Below are 19343 nucleotides of genomic sequence, written 5' to 3'. Positions count from 1 at the left end.
GATTGCCGGTAAAGCCTCTGCCGAGCATGGCTCGGCACTACATGGGCATTGCTGGTGAAGCCCCTGCCGAGCATGGCTCGGCACTACGCTCCCTCCCTTTCGCGCAGCGAAGGGGAGGGGTGGGGAGGGGTAAGCTTTTTGCGGGCTGATGCGGCCATGGCTCGCGATTCGGCGATGTTTCTGACACATGCCTGGTAAGGCCTCTGCCGAGCATGGCTCGGCACTACATTTAGCTCTTGGATATGACTGACAAGATTGCGTTGCACTACATCGACGAGGCGTTGCTGGTCGTGGAGAAGCCGGCCGGGGTGCTGTCCGTGCCCGGGCGCTTGCCGGAGAACCAGGACTGCGTCGTCTCGCGCTTGCAGCGGGAGTATCCGGATGCGCTGACCGTGCATCGACTGGATCAGGTGACCTCGGGGCTGATGCTGTATGCGCGCGGCAAGGCGATGCAGGTTGCCCTGTCCAGGCAATTTGAACAGCGTCAGGTCAGCAAGCGCTATGAAGCGTTGGTACAAGGGATGGTCGAGGGTGAATCCGGCGAGATTGATCTGCCGCTGATCTGCGATTGGCCAAACCGGCCAAAGCAGATGGTGAGCTTTGAACTGGGCAAGCCGTCGCTGACGCGTTGGCGGGTGCTGGCGCGTGATGCCGCTGCGCAGACAACGCGGGTCGAGCTGGAGCCGGTGACCGGGCGCAGCCATCAGCTGCGGCTGCACCTGGCGAGTATCGGCCATCCGATCGTGGGCGATGTGATGTATGACGCGCAGCCTGCATCGCGGGTTTGCCTGCATGCGCGGCGCTTGGGGTTTGTGCATCCGCTGAGCGGGGAGATGTTGGAATTTGTTTCGGAGTGTCCTTTCTAGGGTCAAAGGCTTGCCCCCAACTCCAGCCCTCAGTCCTCAATTTCCCGCTGCCGAGCCTTTGGTCATAAGACCATCGTCGCAGGGAGTCCGAGCCATCCTCCGGACTATGCTCGGCACACAGTCAGGGAGTTGCCGGAGGGTGTCGTGCAGTACGAGCAGATCTACCGCCGTTCCATTGAAGAACCCGAAGCTTTCTGGGCTGAAGAAGCCAAGGCGATCCACTGGCACCGCCCACCGCAGCAGATCCTGGATTACTCCAATCCACCATTCCGGCGCTGGTTTGTCGGCGGCGAAACCAACCTCTGCTACAACGCGGTGGACCGGCATCTGGCCGAGCGCGGCGAGCAGCTGGCGCTGGTGGCTGTATCCACAGAAACCAACGTCACCCGCGAACTGACTTACCGCGATCTGTATCGTGAAGTGAATGCCTTTGCCGCAGTGCTGCTCAAGCTCGATGTCGGTCGCGGTGACCGCGTGGTCATCTACATGCCGAACATGGCCGAGGCCGTGTTCGCGATGTTGGCCTGCGCGCGTATCGGCGCCGTGCATTCAGTGGTATTTGGTGGCTTTGCCGCGCACAACCTGGCGCTGCGCATCGATGACGCTCAGCCCAAACTGTTGATCGCCGCCGATGCCGGCATGCGCGGTGGCAAGGTCATCCCGTACAAGGCGATGGTCGATGCGGCCTGCGCCGAAGCCAGCACGCCACCGCCCAAAGTGCTGATCGTGTCGCGCGGTCTGGACGCTGCCGAGCCACGTATCGCTGGTCGCGACGAGGACTATGCGCAGCTGCGTGAGCAGGTCGGTGATGTCGAGGTGCCGGTGCAATGGCTGGAGTCCAACGAGCCCAGCTATCTGCTGTATACCTCCGGCACCACCGGCAAGCCCAAGGGCGTGCAACGCGATGTGGGTGGCTATGCAGTGGCGATGGCGCAGTCGATGCGCACGGTGTTTGATTGCGCGCCGGGGCAGGTGATGTTCTCAACCTCCGATGTCGGCTGGGCGGTGGGCCATTCCTATAACGTCTATGGTCCGTTGATCGGTGGCTGCACCTCGCTGCTGTACGAAGGGCTGCCGATCAGTCCCGATGCCGGTATCTGGTGGGCGTTGTGCGAGCAGTACGGCGTGCGCACTATGTTCTCTTCGCCGACCGCGATCCGGGTGCTGAAGAAGCATGATGTGGACTTCATCGATCGGCACGACCTGTCCGAGCTGAAGTACCTGTTCCTGGCCGGTGAGCCGCTGGACGAGCCGACTGCGAAGTGGATCACCGGCGCGTTGCATAAGCCCGTGATCGACAATTACTGGCAGACCGAAACCGGTTGGCCGGCACTGACCTTGTTGCCGGGGTTGGAGATGAAACAGGTCAAGTTCGGCTCGCCGGGATTCCCGAATCTTGGTTACAGGATGAAGGTCATCGACGAGCAGACCGGCGTCGAGGTGCCGGCCGGGCAGAAGGGCGTGCTGGTGATCCAGCCGCCGTTGCCGCCGGGTTGCATGAGCACGATCTGGAACGACGACGAACGTTTTCTCAAGAGCTACTTCGGTCACTTCAAGGAGTTGCTGTACAGCTCGCTGGACTGGGCCATTCGCGACGAAGACGGCTATACCTTCATCCTCGGCCGCACCGATGACGTGATCAACGTCGCCGGGCACCGCCTGGGCACGCGTGAGATCGAGGAGGCCATCTCCGCGCATCCGCGGGTTGCCGAGGCGGCGGTGATAGGAGTGCATGACGAGCTGAAAGGACAGGTGCCACTGGTCTTCGTCACCTTGAAACAAGCCAAGCCCGCCGATGATGCCGAACAGCTGGCTGCGGAAATGATGCAGCAGGTCACGGCGTCGCTGGGTGCAGTGGCGCGGCCGGCGCAGGTACATATCGTCAATGCGCTTCCCAAGACCCGTTCGGGTAAGCTGCTGAGGCGTTCATTGCAGGCATTGGCGGAACGGCGTGACCCGGGCGATCTGTCGACACTCGACGACCCGGGCGCACTGGAGGAAATCCGCCGCGCGCTGGGGAAATAGCGTGCAGCCAGGCCGCAAGGCCGCTGTGCGGCGGTGATCGCAAGGGGGCGGTACGTGGGCAGATGCCAATGCATTTTCCGGGGCGGGGGCTCCGTAAACCTGCGCGCGTACCGTATTGCGATGCACAAAAGAGGGAGGGGGGAATGGCATTCATCTATGCCAAGACGGCCGCTGGCCGTCTGGAGATCGAGAACCGTGGCTTGAAGCTGGTGCCGGCATTGCGTTCAGTATTGTTGCTGGTGGACGGCCAACGCGACGAACGTGAGTTGCTGCAGATGGCACAAGGCCTGCGCGCGCCGGACGACGTGTTGCAGCAGCTGGCTGCGTTGGAATTGATCGACGCGGTCGCCGGCAGCGCTGACAAGGCGCCGGTATTGCCGGTGACCACTCAGCTTGGCGACGACCCGCTGCGCTACCAGCAGCTGCGCGACTGGATGGCCGAATCGGTACGCAAGCATCTGGGCCTGAAGGGCTATCTGCTCCAGTTGAAGATCGAACGCAGCAAGACTGCGGTCGGCCTGGAACAGTTGTGGCCGGAACTGGCCACGGCGCTGGGCAAGGCCAAGAGTCCAGCATTTGCCAGCCGCTGGTTGGAAGAGACACGCGCCCTGGTTGTTGGCTGACCCATCATTGGCGCAGGCGTGCGGGGCGCCTGCAACGGCGTGCCACGGTGATCATGCGTGGGCACTATCATGGTGGCAGGTTCATCATGGGAGTGCCCTGCATGGCGCAGGAAAACAGCGGCGAGATCAGCACTGCGGGCTGGGATGCGATCAACGCGGCAATGGCTGCGCTCTACCCGGGGCAGGAGCCGCGGCATTTCGGCACGCTGCTGTCGCATACGCTGGGCGGCAACGATCCGCTGGATGGCATCAGCGTCTATTGGAGCGAGTCGCCGCGTCCGCATTGGCATTACGTCAGCTACGGATTTTCCGAGCTTTACGACAAGCAGAGCGATGACCCGCAGGAAAGCGGCTTCGGTTTCGAGCTTACCTTCCGTCTTGCTGCACAGGCGGGGGACGACAAGCGCGGCGCGCCGCCGGCGTGGCCGATGAACCTGATGCAGAACCTTGCGCGCTACGTCTTCAGTAGCGGCAATGTGTTCGAAGCCGGGCATCATCTCGATGCCAATGGCCCGATCGCGCTGGATACAGATACCCAACTACGGCATCTGGCCTTTGTCGCCGATCCGCAGGTGCCGGCGATCGACACGGCCAACGGTCGTCTCAACTTCCTGCAGCTGGTGGGAGTGACCGACGAGGAGATGGCGGCGATCAGGCGCTGGTCAACGCTGGGCGCATTGGCGGTGATGGAGCAGGCAATGCCGCTTTGGATCACCGAGCTGGAACGTCATTCCCTGTTGGCTGATCCGCGCGTCGCGGCGCAGCTGCAAGCGGGCAGCCAGCGCGATGGATCCAGCACCGGCATGTTGTTCGTGGAAACGCTGGAGTGGTCAGTCGAAGCTGCAAGCACCACGTTGGTGCTGGGGGCAGGGCAGGTTGCCCGCGTGCTGGAGCTGCTGCCGCTGCGCCTGCATCACGACAAGCCGCTGGTGGTGCTTGGCACGGACCGTCAGTGGCGGTTTGAGCCGGGGCTGGTCGATGAGGTGCAAAGTGATGGCGACAGCGCGCGCTGTGTGCTGTCCGATGCCAGCCTGCAGGCGATGCTGGACCGCGTGCGCGCCGAACGTGGTCTGTATCCGCTGCCAGGTGGCAAGCTGCAGATCGAAGTGAGGCCGACCTTGCTGCGCGATGGGCAGGGTGGCGTGATCCGCGAGATCGGTTGATCCTGCGGGCGCTGCGGCTTTCATTGCGCAGCGGCGTTATCGGTGGCGCGCCGCCGGCAAGGAAAACTCAAAGGCCGCGCCTTCGTCGCTGTCCAGCAGGCGGATATGGCGATGGTGCAGCTGCAGGATGCGGTGCACGATCAACAAGCCCAGGCCGCCACTGTCCGGGCGCTGGCTGCCCAGTGCCGGCAGCGTGCTGAACAGTTGCTCGCGGCGCGCTGGCGGAATGCCGGGCCCGGTGTCGGACACACGAACCAGTACATCGCCATCGAGCGCGCGCAAGGCCACTGTGATGCAACCGCCTGCCGGTGTATGCCGGATGGCGTTGTCCAGCAGGTTGGTCAGCACCCGCTCGATCAGGCCGAGGTCGGCCTCCACCGGCGGCAGGCCGGCGGGAATCACGGCGTCAAGCTGCTGCCGGCGTGACTGCGCGGCCAGTTCGAATTTCTGGAAAACATCCTGGATAAGATCCGGCAGCGAGAACGTCTGCAGTTCCAGTACCACGCCGCCGTGTTCCAGTCGCGCCAGCTCGAACAGCGCCTGTGCTAGCCGGCCGACCTTGTGGCTCTGCGACAGGGCGATGGCCAGGTAGCGTTGGCGCTCATCGGCGCTGAGGCTGGCATCCTTGAGCGCCAGGGTTTCCAGATAGCCATGCAATGACGACAGTGGTGTACGCAGGTCGTGCGACAGATTGGCAACAAGTTCGCGGCGCTGCAGGTCCTGCTGCCGCAGCTGCTGCCATTGTTCGCTGACGCGCTGGCTGAGGTGGGCAAAGCTGTGCTGCAGGATGCTCAGCTCATCGCGTTCACCGGCACGCAGCGGTGTCGGCGGCAAGGGCCGGCGCGGGTCAGCGCTGTCCACATCGAAGGACTGGATGCGACGGGTAAGCTGGCGTAGCGGCCGGGTCACCCAGCGGAACGCGATCAGTCCAGCCAGCAGCCCGATCACCGCGACGATCGCCAGCGACCATAGCGTGGTGCGCAGATTGCTATTGGCAGCGATGTCAGCAGCCAGTGCTTCACGTTGCTCGCCGACCAGCACCACATAGATGTAGCCGACCTGGCGGCCCTGCACCCACAGCGGTGCGGCATTGAATACCTTGCGGCCGTCGCTGCTGCGCGGGTCGTCGCCGAAGATCGGCAGTTTTTCGCCATTGAGCAGTGCCTGCACCGGTGCCAGATCAATGCGGTCCCGCTTGAGGTGGCCTTCCGGCGCGTCATGGCCAAGAATGCGGCCTTCGTCATCCAGCAGATAGACCTCGACGCTGGGATTGACCGACATCAGCTTGCCGAACAAGGCGCGCACTTCGCCATCGCGGATGCCGCGCGCATCCATCAGCTCGCCGCTACGGGCGATGTGCTCGGCCAGACCGCGTGACAGGCGCTGCACGGTTTCCTGTTCGTGCATGCGGTTGCCGCGCATCTGTATCCACGCCAGCGCACCGCAGCAGATCAACAGCAGCGCGCAGAACACCAAGGTTAAGCGCTGCGACAGCGTCAACCGGTTCATGTCGCGCCCCCGTCGTCGGTCGCCAGTTTGTAGCCACGTCCCCACACCGTGAGAATACGTTTGGGTGCTGCCGAGTCGTGCTCGATCTTGTTGCGCAGGCGGTTGATGTGGGTGTTGACGGTGTGCTCGTAGCCATCATGCTGATGGCCCCATACCTGGTTGAGCAGCTCCATCCGCGAGTACACCTGGTCGGGGTGGCGGGCAAAGAAATACAGCAGGTCGAATTCGCGTGGGGTGAGCTCCAATGCGCGTGTTTCAACCTGCGCGGTGCGGGCGACCGGATCGATGTGCAGGCCAGCAACCTCGATTGCGCCGGCATCGATGCGTGCGTTCTGTGCCATTGCCTCAACCCGACGCAACAAGGCCTTTACCCGCGCTACCAGTTCCAGCATCGAGAACGGTTTGGCGAGGTAGTCGTCGGCACCCAGTTCCAGACCGAGGATGCAGTGCAGTTCGCTGGCGCGCGCGCTGGTGATGATGATGGGCGTGTAGCGGGTCATCGCGCGGGCGCGGCGACAGATTTCCAGGCCGTCCACGCCAGGCAGCATCAGGTCCAGCACCAGCGCATCCCATTGCCCGCTTTCCAGCAGGCGCACGCCTTCATCACCACTGGCCGCATGGGTGACGTCATAGCCTTCGTCACGCAGGTGCATGCGCAGCAGGTTGGCGATGTGGACATCGTCTTCGACGATCAGGATGCGTTTGTTGCTGCTCATCGACGCCTGCGGCCGTTGAATGGGATGGCTGGCATTGTGCTTGGACAGACGCGCCGATGTGTCACGAAGAATTTAACTCTGCGTGAGGATTCGTTGACCTGCCCGGGCGCAGCATGGCCACATCGTCCCTGGCTGGAGAACGCCCATGTCGCTCACCCGTCGCAAGCTGCTTGGCATCGGCGGTATGGCAGCCGCCGCTGGTGTGCTGGGCCTGACCGCCTGCAATGGCCCGGCGCCGGCAGCGCCCGCACGCAGCGCATTATTCGAAGTGACGCGCAGCGACGCCCAATGGCGCCAGCTGCTCAGCCCCGCGCAATACACGGTGCTGCGCCAGCAGGGCACCGAGCGGGCCTTCAGCAGTCCGCTCAACAACGAGCACCGACGCGGCACCTTCAACTGTGCGGGCTGCGCGCTGCCGCTGTTCTCCTCGGCGACCAAGTTCGACAGCGGTACCGGTTGGCCCAGCTTCTGGGCACCGCTGCATGGCGCGGTAGGCGAGGACCGCGATACCTCCTACGGCATGACCCGGGTGGCGGTGCATTGCCGGCGCTGTGGCGGCCATCTGGGCCATGTGTTCGAAGACGGCCCGCGCCCGACAGGGCTGCGTTACTGCATGAACGGCGTGGCCCTGCAATTCGTCGCGGCCTGAGCGCCGCCTCCCTCATTCAAGAAGGACGTTTCCATGTTCCTGTTGGTCCTAGCCTATCTCGGCGGTGTACTCACCTTGCTCAGCCCCTGCATCCTGCCGGTGCTGCCGTTTGTGTTCGCACGTGCGGACCGGCCGTTCCTGCGCAGTGGGTTGCCACTGCTGGTCGGCATGGCGTTGATGTTCGCGGTGGTCGCCAGCCTGGCCGCGGTGGGCAGTCAGTGGGTGGTGCAGGCCAACCAGATCGGGCGCTGGATCGCGCTGGTGGTGATGGCGCTGTTTGCTGTGGCCTTGCTGTGGCCGGCGTTGGCAGACCGGCTGCTGGCGCCGCTGCAGCGTCTGGGCGTGCGCCTGGGCGCAGCTGCCGATGCCGGGCGGGGCGGCGTGCTCAGTTCCCTGCTGATCGGTATTGCCACCGGCCTGCTGTGGGCACCCTGCGCTGGGCCGATCCTTGGCCTGATCCTCACCGGCGCGGCCCTGCAGGGGGCGAATGCCGGGACGAGTGGTTTGCTGCTGGCCTATGCGTTGGGTGCGGCGACTTCGCTGGCGCTCGCGGTGTGGATAGGCGGGCGTGTGTTCACCGCCTTGAAGCAACGGCTGGGGGTGGGCGAATGGATCCGCCGTGGTCTGGGTATTGCTGCGCTGCTGGCGGTGCTCGCAATCGCGATGGGCTGGGATACCGGCCTGCTGACGCGGCTGTCCACGGTCAGCACGGCCAGGCTGGAACAGCAGTTGCTGGACGCGCTGCCGGCGCAACAAGCCGCTGCAGGTCCGGCCATGATGATGATGGCGGGCGATGCCAAGGGCGATGCCAGCCTGCCGGTGGAGGGCGAGCTGCCATCACTGGCCGGTGCTACCGCTTGGCTCAACAGCCCGCCGCTGGATGCGCAGCAGCTGCGCGGCAAGGTGGTGCTGGTCGATTTCTGGACCTATTCCTGCATCAACTGCCTGCGCGCAATGCCCTACGTGCGCGACTGGGCCGAGCGCTACAAGGATCACGGGCTGGTGGTGATCGGCGTACATGCGCCGGAGTTCGCCTTTGAGCGCGACCTTCGCAATGTGCAGCGCGCGGTTGCTGATCTGAAGGTCACGTACCCGGTCGCGATCGACAATGATTTCGCGATCTGGCGCGGCTTCAACAACAAGTACTGGCCGGCGCATTACTTCATCGATGCACAGGGACGCATCCGCGCCCATCACTTTGGTGAAGGCAACTACGAGCAGTCCGAGCAGATCATCCGTCAGCTGCTGCGCGAGGCCGGTAACAGCTTGCCGGATGACATGGCGCCGGCAATGCGCATGGCAGGCAGTGGCGTCGAGCGCCAAGCCGACATGAATAGTTTGAAGTCGCCGGAAACCTATATCGGCCACTCGCGTGCCGAGCACTTTGCCTCGCCCGGAGGCATGCAGGCCGGACAGGTGCACGACTACAACGTGCCGATGCAACTGCAGCTCAACCAATGGGCGCTGGGCGGGTCCTGGATCGTCGGTGAGGAAGACGCGCAATTGCAGCAGGCGGGCGGACGTATTGCATTCCGCTTCCATGCCCGCGACCTGCATCTGGTATTGGCGCCACAGGACCCGATGCGGCCGGTGCGCTTCCGCGTGCGCATCGATGGCCAGCCGCCGCAGGCAGCGGCCGGTAGCGATGTATCAGCTCAGGGCGAGGGCAAGGTGGATCAGAACCGGCTGTATCAGTTGATCCGCCAGAACGGCGAGGTGCGCGAACGCACCTTCGAGATCGAGTTCCTCGATCCGGGCGTACGCGCCTACGCCTTCACTTTCGGTTGATTGGAGGAGATACGTGATGAAAATCGCCACGGACAAGCTCGTCGCCGGCGGCATTGCGGCGGTGGTTGCCGGCCTGTTGCTGGCCGCAGTGTTTACGCTGGATCGCACCGCACAGGCAGCGCCGGTGTCGGTCACGTTGCCAGCGCCTACAGGCGCTGCTGATCTGCATCAAACCGGCATCAAACAGGCGCGCGTGGTGTTTGCAGGTGGCTGCTTCTGGGGTGTGCAGGGCGTGTTCCAGCACATCACCGGCGTGGACAACGCGGTGTCCGGCTACATCGGTGGCAGCGCTGCCGATGCGACCTATGCGCGGGTGAGCAGTGGCGGCAGTGGCCATGCCGAAGCCGTACAGGTCAGCTACGACCCCTCGCAGGTCAGCTACGGGCAGCTGCTGCAGGTGTTTTTCTCGGTGGTGCACGATCCGACCCAGCTCAACCGCCAGGGACCAGACCATGGTAGCCAGTACCGTTCGGCCATCTATGCCGATGACGCCGCGCAGCGTGATGCAGCACGCGCCTATATCGCGCAGCTGCAGCGCAGCGCGGTGTTCAAGGCACCACTGGTCACCCAGGTGGATGGCGGCAAGGTGTTTTACGCGGCCGAGGGCTATCACCAGAACTATCTGACCCTGCACCCGGAGGCGGCTTACATCCGCATCAATGACCTGCCCAAGGTCGCCGCGTTGAAGCAGCAGTATCCGGCGCTGTACCGGGAGCGGCCGAGATTGGTGATGAGCTTGTCGGCGCGATAGCAGCGGGAACGCCACATACGCAACGGGCCGCCGGTCATGTAACCGGCGGCCCGTGATTGTTCAGTACTTATGCCTTGGATCAGCTCAGGCCTTCAGCCTTGAGCGCGGCCTGCACGGCCGGGTCGGCCTGCATGCGCTGCTCGAAGCGGTCCAGTGCGTCCATGCCGGCCAGATCGAGCTTCAGGCCACGTGCCCAGCGCAGGGTCACGTAGGTGTAGGCGTCGGCGATCGAGGCGCGCGGCGTGCCGCCCAGCCAGTCAACCTCGGCCAGACGGTCATTGATGCGCTGGTACAGGGCCGTCAGCTTCTGGCGCGAGTTTTCCTGGGTACGGGCGATAACGGCCTCGTCTTCCAGGTACTTGGTCGAGCCGAAGATCGGGTAGTAGGTCGGGTGCAGGTCGGCGTTGACGAAGGACAGCCAGCGGTTGACCTCGGCGCGGGTACGCGGGTCGCTGCCGCCTTCCAGGCCAGAAGCCGGGGCCTTGTCACAGATGTAGTGCAGGATGGCCGCGTTCTGGGTCAGGAACCAGCCGCCGTCTTCCAGCATCGGCACGGCGCCGGCCGGGTTCTTCTTCAGATACTCGGGCGACTTCATGGTCGCGTAGTCCACGATCTGCAGCTCGAACGGCAGGCCTGACCAGATCAGTGCGATATGGTCGGCCAGCGAACAGGCGCCGGGCTTGGTATAGAGCTTCATCAGGGCTACCTCGGGAGTGGAAAGACCCGGGCATTATGGCCACAAGCGTGTAACGCAGTGTGTCCATGCATGGCACAGACAGTGCGCCACGCGTTGAGTCGGCTCAGCGTCGGCTCAGGAGGCGCGCGGCTTCAGTGACTGCACCTTGTAGAAGGTGTGCCCGCCGATGGTGGCCACCTGGTAGGCATTGCGCCAGCTCGGGCTGGCAATGGCATGCGCGGCGAAGTGGCTGGCGCCCGGCACGATCTCCTTGCGCTGGCCATTGGGCAGGGCCCAGTTGCGCTCGGCGGCAAAGGCCACGTCCACGGCTTCGGCCCAGGCATCGTTGTTGCGCAGCTGGGTGCCGGGGGCGACCAGGGTCGGGGCGAACTGCTTGCGCGCGGTCACCACCTGGCACATCGAGTCACCCCACAGACCGCTGTCCAGCCGCCGCAGGGCGACTTCGGCCACGGCCTGCTGGCCGCGAAGGGTCTGGTCGCGGGCTTCCAGATAGACGGTGGTGCTCAAGCACAACGAATCGGCTGCTGGCTGCGGCAACATCTGCGACAACCAAAGAATCCAAGCCAGTTTCATAAATCTCCTTGCTCCGTATGGGCCGCAGCCTGCCTTGCCCCCAACGGGAACCGGACAGCGACGACTTGGCGTTATGGGGAGGCGGCCGTGGCATCGGGGCCGCCCCGTGGGCAGCCCTCAATCAGATTGGGGAGGGCTGCGCCTGCTCACCAGAACTGGTGGGTGAGCGGAAGTGGGCGCAAGTTAGGGGGGTAATCCAAAACTTATCCTGAACGGCCACTGTTGACATTCAGGTTTGTTGGAAAGGTCAAATGTCGCCCGGGAGTGCGTATTCAGTTTCGCTTTGGCGGCCTGGTCAGGCCAGTGCAAGCGATGTTGGTGCGCCGAAAAAGAGGTGTGCATCGCGCTTTATTCTTCTTTTCCGGCTTTTTTCATATGTTTCCCTGTCCTGTGCGCTTGCCAGCATGCTGGCAAGCAGTTCGGGCGGGACGGGCAACCCGGGCACATCGGCGGTGCCCGGGCGGGAACAAAAATGAATCGCTTTGCTGTTGGATCAGAACGCAGCCGCCAGACGACTGCCCTGGTCGATTGCCCGCTTGGCATCCAGTTCGGCAGCGACATCTGCGCCACCGATGACATGGACGCTGCGGCCGGCGGCCTGCAGGGTGTCGGCCAGCTCGCGGCGCGGCTCCTGGCCGGCGCAGATCACCACGCTGCCAACCTCCAGCAACTGCTCCTGACCGTCGACGCGGATGCGCAGGCCGCTGTCGTCCACCCCCAGGTACTCGACGCCTCCGAGCATCTTCACGCCCTTGGCCTTGAGCGTTGCGCGGTGGATCCAGCCGGTGGTCTTGCCGAGCTTGGCGCCCGGCTTGCCGGGGCTGCGCTGCAGCAACCAGACGTTGCGGGCGGGGGCTTCGGGCTGTGGCTTGGCCAGCGCGCCACGGCTTTCGAAACTGCTGTCCACGCCCCATTCGGCCATCCAGCGGTCCGGGTCCAGGGCCGGTGACGGGCCTTCATGCACCAGGAACTCGCCGACGTCGAAGCCGATGCCACCGGCACCGATGATGGCCACCCTGTCGGCGGCCTTGACCCGGCCCAGCAGCACATCCAGATAGCTGACCACCATTGGATGATCGGCGCCGGGGAAGGTCACCTTGCGCGGACTGATGCCGGTGGCGATCACCACCTCGTCGAAGCCACTCAATGCCTCGGCATCGGCGCGGGTGTTCAAGCGCACTTCGACCCCGGTTTCGGTCAACTGATGGCGGAAGTAACGCAGGGTCTCGTGGAACTCTTCCTTGCCGGGGATGCGCTTGGCCACATTGAACTGGCCGCCGATCTCGTCGGCCGCATCAAACAAGGTCACCTTGTGGCCGCGGCCGGCGGCGACGGTGGCGCAGGCCAGCCCGGCTGGGCCTGCACCGACCACGGCGACGCGCTTGGGCGCGCTGGTCGGCAGGTAGACCAGTTCGGTTTCGTGCGCGGCACGTGGGTTGACCAGGCAGCTGGCACGCTTCTGCTGGAACACATGATCCAGGCAGGCCTGGTTGCAGGCTATGCAGGTATTGATCGCTTCCGGCTTGCCGCCCCTGGCCTTGGCCGGCCACTGCGGATCGGCCAGCAGTGGCCGTGCCAGCGACACCATGTCGGCACCGCCGCCAGCGAGGATGCCTTCGGCCACCTCCGGCATGTTGATGCGGTTGGTGGCGATCAGTGGAATGCCGACATGCGGCTTGAGCTTGGCAGTGACGCCGGCAAACGCGGCACGCGGCACCGAGGTGGCAATGGTCGGGATACGTGCCTCGTGCCAACCAATACCGGAGTTGAGCAGGGTCGCACCGGCCGCTTCGATGGCCTTGGCCTGCTGCACGATCTCCTGCCAGTTGCTGCCGTCTTCGACCAGGTCCACCAGCGACAGCCGGTAGATGATGATGAAGTCCGGGCCGCAGGCCTCGCGGATGCGGCGGACGATCTCCACCGCAAAGCGCATGCGCTTGGCCGGGTCGCCGCCCCAGGCGTCGTTGCGGCCATTGGTGCGCGGGGCGATGAATTCGTTGATCAGATAGCCTTCCGAACCCATCACCTCGACGCCGTCATAGCCGGCATCCCGCGCGTACTTGGCGGCGCGGGCGTAGTCGGCGATATGCCGCTCGACGCCAGCGGCCGACAGCGCACGCGGGGTAAACGGGTTGATCGGCGCCTTGCGCTTGGACGGAGCCACCTGCAAGGGGTGATAACCGTAGCGGCCAGCATGCAGCAGTTGCAGGCAGATCTTGGCGTCGTGGCCATGCACGGCGGCAGTCACCTGACGATGGCGGCTGACTTCCCACGGCCAGGACAGCTTGCTGCCGAACGGCGCCAACCAGCCAACCACGTTGGGTGAAAAACCACCGGTGACCAGCAACGCCGCGCCACCGGCGGCGCGCTCACCGAAGTAGGCGGCCAGCTTGGGGAAGTCGCGGGCATGGTCTTCCAGCCCGGTATGCATCGAACCCATCAGGATGCGGTTGCGCAGCTGGGTGAAGCCCAGATCCAGCGGGGCGAACAGGTGTGGATAGGTGGTGTCGTTGGCTGGCGTCATGCTGGATACGCTTGCGTATGGAATGACCCATTCTGACTGGCAATGGGGCTGGCCTCAATCCTTGCTGTCATCACCGACCTTGTTGAGTGTGCAGTGCCCCTGTCAGGACGCCGGTGCAGTGGCTGTGGTCCGCGGCTGCCGGTCAAACAAGGGCAGGGTGATGCCGCAAAGCGGCCCGATCAGCAGGGCGAAGGCCAGTGTGCCCCAGCCACCAGCCCACTGCCAGTGCGCAGGCTTCAATCAGGGTGCGCACCTTCCAGATCGCCCAACCGGTACGGGCGTGCAGGCCGGTCATCAGGCCATCGCGCGGGCCAGGTCCAAAGCGCGCACCGATATAGAGCCCGGTGGCCACCGCCAGCAGCACCAGCCCTGCGGCGAACAACAGCAGCTGCCATGGCAGGCCCTGCGCCGCCGGCAGCAGATTCAGCCCCAGCTGCGCGCTGGGGCCGATCAACAACACGTTGAGCACGGTGCCAAGTCCCGGCTTCTGCCGTAGCGGAAGCCACATCAGCAGTACGCAGACGCCGACCAGGTTGGTGATCAGGCCGAAGCCCCAACCGCTGCGCAGCGCGATGCCCTGGCTCAATACATCCCAGGGCGCGATGCCGATGCCGGCACGGATCATCAAGGCAGAGGCGATACCAAACAGGAACAGGCCCAGCAGCAGCTGCAACAAGCGCGAGACAAGCATCAGGGAAGGCATGGTCGGGAAATCAACGTGCTGTCTGCAGCGCAGACATATAGATAATAGGAGGCGTTGCGCCACTTCTGGGTGACGCAACGTGCTTTGGTGCGTAGCTCAGCCCCAGCCTTCCAGCGCCAGCTTGCCGATGGTGCTGCCGGCTTCCAGCTGACGGTGGGCCTGGCGCAGGTTTTCTGCGTTGATCGTGCCCAGGCGCTCACTGAGGGTGGTGCGCAGTTCGCCGGCGTCGATCAGGCTGGCGGCGCGGGTCAGGATGCGGTGTTGCTCGATCATGTCGTCGGTGCGGAAGCGGGCGCGGGCAAACATGAATTCCCAGTGGATACCGATGCACTTGGCTTTGTAAGGATCGCCGATGCGCAGCTCACCGGCAGGCTCGACGATAAGGCCGACATGGCCTTGCGGTGCCAGCAGTTCGCCCAGCGGTTGCCAGTACAGATCGGTATTGGCCAGGTTGAGCGCAGCATCCACGCTGCTCATCCCAAGCGCCTGCAGCTGTGGCGCCAAAGGCTGGCGGTGATCAACGACATGGGTTGCGCCCATCTGCTCGCACCACTGCACGCTTTGCGGGCGCGAGGCGGTAGCTACCACGGTGAAACCGGCATGACGGCCAAGCTGGATCGCCATCGAGCCCACGCCACCGGCACCGCCGATCACCAACAGGGTCTTGCCGACGTTGCGGCGCCCGTCCAGCTGATAGGGCATGCGCTGGAACAGCAGTTCCCATGCAGTAAGTGTGGTCAGTGGCAATGCCGCTGCCTCGGCAAAATCCAGCGTGGTTGGCTTGCGCCCCACCAGGCGCTCGTCCACCAGCTGCAGTTGCGCGTTGCAACCTGGGCGGGTGACATCGCCGGCGTAATAAACCTCATCACCGATCTCGAACGCGGTGACTTCCGGGCCCACCGCGACCACGATTCCTGCGGCATCAAAGCCCAGTACCCGTGGTGGATTTTCCTCGCCCGGTTTGGGGCCGCGCAGTTTGGCGTCCACCGGGTTTACGGAAACTGCGTGAACCTGAACCAGCAGGTCCTGGCCTTGCGGAGCAGCGGGGGGCGACAGGGTCAGGTCCAGCAGCGCATCCGGCGCATCGATGGGGAGATAGCGGGTCAGGCCGATTGCTTTCATGCGGAAAAGTTCCGTAACGGGGGAGCAAAATCATCATACCGAGCAAATGATTCAGCTGGCGGTAACCGGCGGCGCAAGCCCTGTTAATAAAGGGTTTGTCACATGAAATCAGCTGCGCCGCAGCATTTTCCCCGGAAGCCTTGCGATAGCTGACTCTTGCGTCCTTTGACCAAGCTGTATACGTTGCGCCAAGCCGGACACGTAGAGGTCTGGTGGTCGCTGCATATGTTACGGGCCTGTTAACATCGCCTTCACGGCCAAGCGCATAATGTGCACCGCGATGGCGTGAGGAAACGGCCGTCTCTGAACGCGACGAAGAATACCGCTGTGCTGGACCATGCCTCTACCGGTTTCATACCCCCGAAACAAGGAGCTGTATTTCATGAACAAGAAGATCCTTACTGCCGCGCTGCTCGGTGGTCTGGCTTTCGCCCAGGCCGCTTCGGCTCAGGAATTTGACGACCGCTGGTACCTGACCGGTTCGGCCGGCTTCAACTTCCAGGACAAGGACCGTGGCACCAACGATGCCCCGTTCGCTACGCTGGGTCTGGGCAAGTTCATCAGCCCGAACTGGTCGCTGGACGGTGAACTGAACTATCAGAACCCGAACTTCGACAACAACCAGGATCAGAACTGGTCGCAGTACGGCGTTTCGCTGGACCTGCGTCGCCACTTCATCCAGGAAGGCCGTGGCTGGAACCCGTACCTGCTGGCAGGTCTGGGCTACCAGAAGTCGGAAGAAGAATACCTGGCCGGCGCTGTTCTGAAGGATCGCAAGGACGGCAACCTGGCCGCCAAGGTCGGCGTTGGTCTGCAGACCACCTTCGAAAAGCGCGTCGCCGTGCGTGCTGAACTGGCGTACCGCGCTGACTTCGACGACCAGAGCATTGCTCCGAACCTGGCTGGCCACAAGAACCAGGATTGGTTCGGCGACGTGCTGGCTTCGGTTGGCGTCGTGATCCCGCTGGGCCCGGCTCCGACCGCCGCTGTTGCTCCGGCACCGGTTCCGGTTGCTCCGAGCTGCGCAGACCTGGATGACGACGGCGACGGCGTCAACAACTGTGACGACAAGTGCCCGAACTCGCAGCCTGGCCAGACCATTGGTCCGGACGGTTGCCCGGTTCCGGTCTCGATCGATCTGAAGGGCGTGAACTTCGATTTCGACAAGGCCACCCTGCGTCCGGACGCCGTGTCGATCCTGAGCGAAGCCACCGAGATCCTGAAGCGTTACCCGGATCTGCGCGTTGAAGTTGCCGGTCACACCGACTCCAAGGGTACCGACGCTTACAACCAGAAGCTGTCCGAGCGTCGCGCCAAGGCTGTGTACGACTACCTGACCACCAATGGTGTGTCGGCGTCGCGTCTGCAGGGCCCGATCGGCTACGGCGAGAGCCGTCCGATTGCTCCGAACACCAACCCGGATGGTTCGGACAACCCGGAAGGTCGCGCAAAGAACCGTCGTACCGAGCTGAACGTCCAGAACTAATCGGACGCTTTGGTTTCAGTACCACAGTTTGAGAACAAGGCCCGGCATCTGCCGGGCCTTGTTTGTTTCTGCGTCGCCGACTTTTTCGGGGTGCATTTGTGTGACGCCGGCGGGTAATCGCGGTTTGCGTGCATATAACGGTTGAAAGCGCTGCGGGCGCTGCCTACACTCGCCGCGTCAACTTGCCGAATGGAAATTCAATGCTGCGTATCGCTCTGGCTGGTCTTGTCGCCCTGGCATTTGTGCCTGCCGCCCATGCAGCCGTGGATTGTTCGGCCAGTTCCGTGACGCCGGCACCGCTGGCGACATCGCTGATCGCGCCGGTAGCCTCGGAGCTGTATGTGCGCCCGGGCCAGCTGGGCATGCCGTCGGGTGTATTGAGCTCGGCCGGTGGTGATGAGCAGTCGTTGGATCGTGTACTGATGCGTCTGCGCGTTGAGAGCTGCAACAACGTTGCCAGCGTGATCCCGGCGCGTCCGGCGATCAACGCCAACGATCCGGCCGCTTACAAGCCGCAGACCGAGTTCGACAACACGCCGTGGCGCTTTGACATGAGCCAGAACGGCAAGCGCATGACTGCCGAAGAATTCGATGCCTGGATGAAGGCGCGCGGTGTGCGCGTGGTCAAGGCACGTCCGGTTGCCGCCGATCCGGCAGCAGCACCGGCTGCCGCGCAGCCTGCTGCCGAGGTCAAGTAAGGCGGCACAGCCGCTTGCAGTCCTGATGGCGTCGTCCAAGCCTCCGTATCCCTCGCACGCCCGCCGCGCAACGCCCGGCGGGCGTTTGCTTTCAGCTGCGCGCAACAACACTGCACGCGCCGGCAAGGCCGTCCCTGCCGGGGTTCGGCATGGTCTGGCGCGGGTGCTGTCCAAAGCCGGCGTGTGTTCGCGTACCGAAGCGGCCCGGCGTGTGCTCGATGGCCGTGTCAGTGTCGATGGCAAGGTGGTGCGTGACCCGGAATTTCCAGTGGTTGCCGGTCGCCAACGGGTATTGCTGGACGGCTTGCCGCTGGCAGCAGCGCAGCGTCTGTATCTGGCTTTGAACAAGCCGCGTGGACTGGTCACCACGGTGCAGGACGAGCAGGGGCGCGACACCGTTTACCAGTGTTTTGAAGGTGCCGGTCTGCCGTGGATGGCGCCGGTAGGGCGCCTGGACAAGGCCAGTGAAGGCCTGCTGTTCTTCAGCAATGATCCCGAATGGGCGGCGCGTCTTACCGAGCCCAGCACCGGCCCATTGAAAACCTACCGGGTACAGGTGGATGCTGTGCCCGATGCGGCGTTGCTCGAGCGCATGCACGCAGGCATCGACGATGAGGGCGAACGCCTTGCGGCGCATTCGGTACAGCTGCTGCGGCATGGCGAACGCACCGCGTGGTTGGAGGTGGTGCTGGATGAAGGCCGCAATCGCCACATCCGACGCCTGCTCAAGGCCCTGGGGCTGGAAGTGCTGCGTTTGATGCGGGTGGCGATAGGGCCGGTGCAGTTGGGCGAGCTGGGCAAGGGCCAATGGCGGGAGTTGAGCCAGGCTGAGCTGAATGCGCTGCTGGCCGCCAGCAAAACCGCGCATGTCAGCGCGAGTGACTAATTTCAATAAATTCAGGCAAATAGCTGCACTTGCTCAGTTGCTGGATTAGACTGCGGTTCTAATTACCTGAGGTTATTGCCATGCAAGCTCTTTCCCGCGTCTCTGGCATCGTTCTCGTGGCGGCTTCGGTTGCGGTGTTGGCTGGCTGTGCTTCCTCGGCCAAGAAGACCGCGAAGAACGACGACAAGCCGATCGAAGTGCGGGTGGAAGCACCGCTGGCCGAGAAGGATTCGCTGGGCAACTATCGTTTCATGATGCAGCAGGGCGAGCAGAAGATGAGTGCCGATCAGTTCGATGCCTGGATGAAGGCCAATGGCATCCGCGTCGCCAAGGGTGCGGCCGTGCCGGCGCCTGCGGCGCCTGCCAAGAAAAACTGAGAGCAGCACCTGTAGCGCCGAGCCATGCTCGGCAAGAGGCCTTACCGGTAGCGCCTCTGCCGAGCATGGCTCGGCACTACAGGACAAAGCAGAACAGGCGCCCTTAGGCGCCGGTTATGCGTTAACGCCAAACGCAGCACACACCCCGTGCTAACCCCCACTTGCAGGCCCATCCGGGGGGAGGCAT

17 protein-coding genes and 1 pseudogene are annotated in these 19343 nt (G+C 63.8%); 11 read left to right on the top strand and 7 right to left on the bottom strand.

Annotated features, from left to right (window positions below; all coding sequences use genetic code 11):
* Nucleotides 1-242: 242 nt before the first annotated feature.
* The 4 genes from ACVOL0_RS17260 (at nucleotide 243) to ACVOL0_RS17245 (ending at nucleotide 4677) form a co-directional block, all read left to right on the top strand.
* Nucleotides 243-866: an RluA family pseudouridine synthase gene (locus ACVOL0_RS17260; protein ID WP_481550127.1), complete on the top strand. Its 624-nt coding sequence runs from the start codon at nucleotides 243-245 to the stop codon at nucleotides 864-866.
* A gap of 144 nt (nucleotides 867-1010) precedes the next feature.
* Nucleotides 1011-2891, top strand: coding sequence for a propionate--CoA ligase (gene prpE, locus ACVOL0_RS17255; RefSeq protein WP_481550126.1), 1881 nt, complete (start codon nucleotides 1011-1013; stop codon nucleotides 2889-2891).
* A 143-nt stretch (nucleotides 2892-3034) separates the two neighbouring features.
* Nucleotides 3035-3514 (top strand): hypothetical protein, encoded by a 480-nt coding sequence (locus ACVOL0_RS17250; RefSeq protein ID WP_481550125.1) that lies wholly within the window; start codon nucleotides 3035-3037, stop codon nucleotides 3512-3514.
* A gap of 101 nt (nucleotides 3515-3615) precedes the next feature.
* Nucleotides 3616-4677 carry a suppressor of fused domain protein gene (locus ACVOL0_RS17245; protein WP_481550124.1) on the top strand — a complete coding sequence of 354 codons (1062 nt, stop codon included), beginning with the start codon at nucleotides 3616-3618 and terminating at the stop codon, nucleotides 4675-4677.
* Nucleotides 4678-4713: 36 nt separating this feature from the next.
* Here the strand turns inward: ACVOL0_RS17245 and ACVOL0_RS17240 are convergent, their stop codons facing one another.
* Both ACVOL0_RS17240 and ACVOL0_RS17235 read right to left on the bottom strand, forming a co-directional pair.
* A complete protein-coding gene (locus tag ACVOL0_RS17240; protein ID WP_481550123.1) occupies nucleotides 4714-6186 on the bottom strand; it encodes a sensor histidine kinase in 1473 nt (490 codons plus the stop codon).
* Nucleotides 6183-6902: a response regulator transcription factor gene (locus tag ACVOL0_RS17235; RefSeq protein WP_481550122.1), complete on the bottom strand. Its 720-nt coding sequence runs from the start codon at nucleotides 6900-6902 to the stop codon at nucleotides 6183-6185. The genes ACVOL0_RS17240 and ACVOL0_RS17235 overlap by 4 nt, the downstream gene beginning before the upstream one ends.
* Nucleotides 6903-7047: 145 nt before the next feature.
* Here ACVOL0_RS17235 and msrB point away from each other — a divergent pair, with 145 nt between their 5' ends.
* From msrB to msrA, 3 genes are read left to right on the top strand one after another with little or no spacing between them, the layout of a single operon-like run.
* Complete coding sequence (gene msrB, locus ACVOL0_RS17230; protein WP_481550121.1) at nucleotides 7048-7551, top strand: peptide-methionine (R)-S-oxide reductase MsrB; 504 nt, start codon at nucleotides 7048-7050, stop codon at nucleotides 7549-7551.
* A 33-nt stretch (nucleotides 7552-7584) separates the two neighbouring features.
* Nucleotides 7585-9339, top strand: a complete 1755-nt coding sequence (locus tag ACVOL0_RS17225) for a cytochrome c biogenesis protein DipZ (RefSeq protein ID WP_481550120.1) — start codon at nucleotides 7585-7587, stop codon at nucleotides 9337-9339.
* Between the two features lie 16 nt (nucleotides 9340-9355).
* On the top strand, nucleotides 9356-10090 hold the full coding sequence (gene msrA, locus ACVOL0_RS17220) for a peptide-methionine (S)-S-oxide reductase MsrA (RefSeq protein ID WP_481550119.1): 735 nt from the start codon (nucleotides 9356-9358) through the stop codon (nucleotides 10088-10090).
* 79 nt (nucleotides 10091-10169) lie between these two features.
* Here msrA and ACVOL0_RS17215 read toward each other — a convergent pair whose 3' ends face one another.
* The 5 genes and pseudogenes from ACVOL0_RS17215 to ACVOL0_RS17195 all read right to left on the bottom strand — a co-directional run bounded on the left by ACVOL0_RS17215 (nucleotide 10170) and on the right by ACVOL0_RS17195 (nucleotide 15709).
* Nucleotides 10170-10787: a glutathione S-transferase N-terminal domain-containing protein gene (locus tag ACVOL0_RS17215; protein WP_481550118.1), complete on the bottom strand. Its 618-nt coding sequence runs from the start codon at nucleotides 10785-10787 to the stop codon at nucleotides 10170-10172.
* 114 nt (nucleotides 10788-10901) lie between these two features.
* Nucleotides 10902-11360, bottom strand: a complete 459-nt coding sequence (locus ACVOL0_RS17210) for a cell wall hydrolase (RefSeq protein WP_057629626.1) — start codon at nucleotides 11358-11360, stop codon at nucleotides 10902-10904.
* Nucleotides 11361-11853: 493 nt separating this feature from the next.
* A complete protein-coding gene (locus tag ACVOL0_RS17205) occupies nucleotides 11854-13884 on the bottom strand; it encodes a 2,4-dienoyl-CoA reductase FMN-binding domain-containing protein (RefSeq protein ID WP_481550117.1) in 2031 nt (676 codons plus the stop codon).
* Nucleotides 13885-13986: 102 nt separating this feature from the next.
* Nucleotides 13987-14587, bottom strand: a pseudogene (gene yczE, locus ACVOL0_RS17200) (membrane protein YczE).
* A gap of 96 nt (nucleotides 14588-14683) precedes the next feature.
* A complete protein-coding gene (locus ACVOL0_RS17195; protein WP_481550116.1) occupies nucleotides 14684-15709 on the bottom strand; it encodes a zinc-binding alcohol dehydrogenase family protein in 1026 nt (341 codons plus the stop codon).
* A gap of 382 nt (nucleotides 15710-16091) precedes the next feature.
* On the opposite strand from ACVOL0_RS17195, the gene ACVOL0_RS17190 reads away from it, so the two are divergent.
* From ACVOL0_RS17190 to ACVOL0_RS17175, 4 genes are all read left to right on the top strand, one after another.
* Nucleotides 16092-17195 (top strand): OmpA family protein, encoded by a 1104-nt coding sequence (locus tag ACVOL0_RS17190; RefSeq protein WP_481550115.1) that lies wholly within the window; start codon nucleotides 16092-16094, stop codon nucleotides 17193-17195.
* A gap of 200 nt (nucleotides 17196-17395) precedes the next feature.
* On the top strand, nucleotides 17396-17893 hold the full coding sequence (locus tag ACVOL0_RS17185) for a hypothetical protein (protein WP_481550114.1): 498 nt from the start codon (nucleotides 17396-17398) through the stop codon (nucleotides 17891-17893).
* Nucleotides 17894-17918: 25 nt separating this feature from the next.
* Entirely contained in the window at nucleotides 17919-18779 is an 861-nt protein-coding gene (locus tag ACVOL0_RS17180; protein WP_481550113.1) for a pseudouridine synthase, read from the top strand.
* An 80-nt stretch (nucleotides 18780-18859) separates the two neighbouring features.
* Entirely contained in the window at nucleotides 18860-19156 is a 297-nt protein-coding gene (locus tag ACVOL0_RS17175) for a hypothetical protein (protein WP_481550112.1), read from the top strand.
* Nucleotides 19157-19343 lie beyond the last annotated feature (187 nt).

This window comes from Stenotrophomonas sp. STEN021 (assembly GCF_056760175.1).
This window is presented reverse-complemented; position numbering and strand designations above follow the sequence as displayed.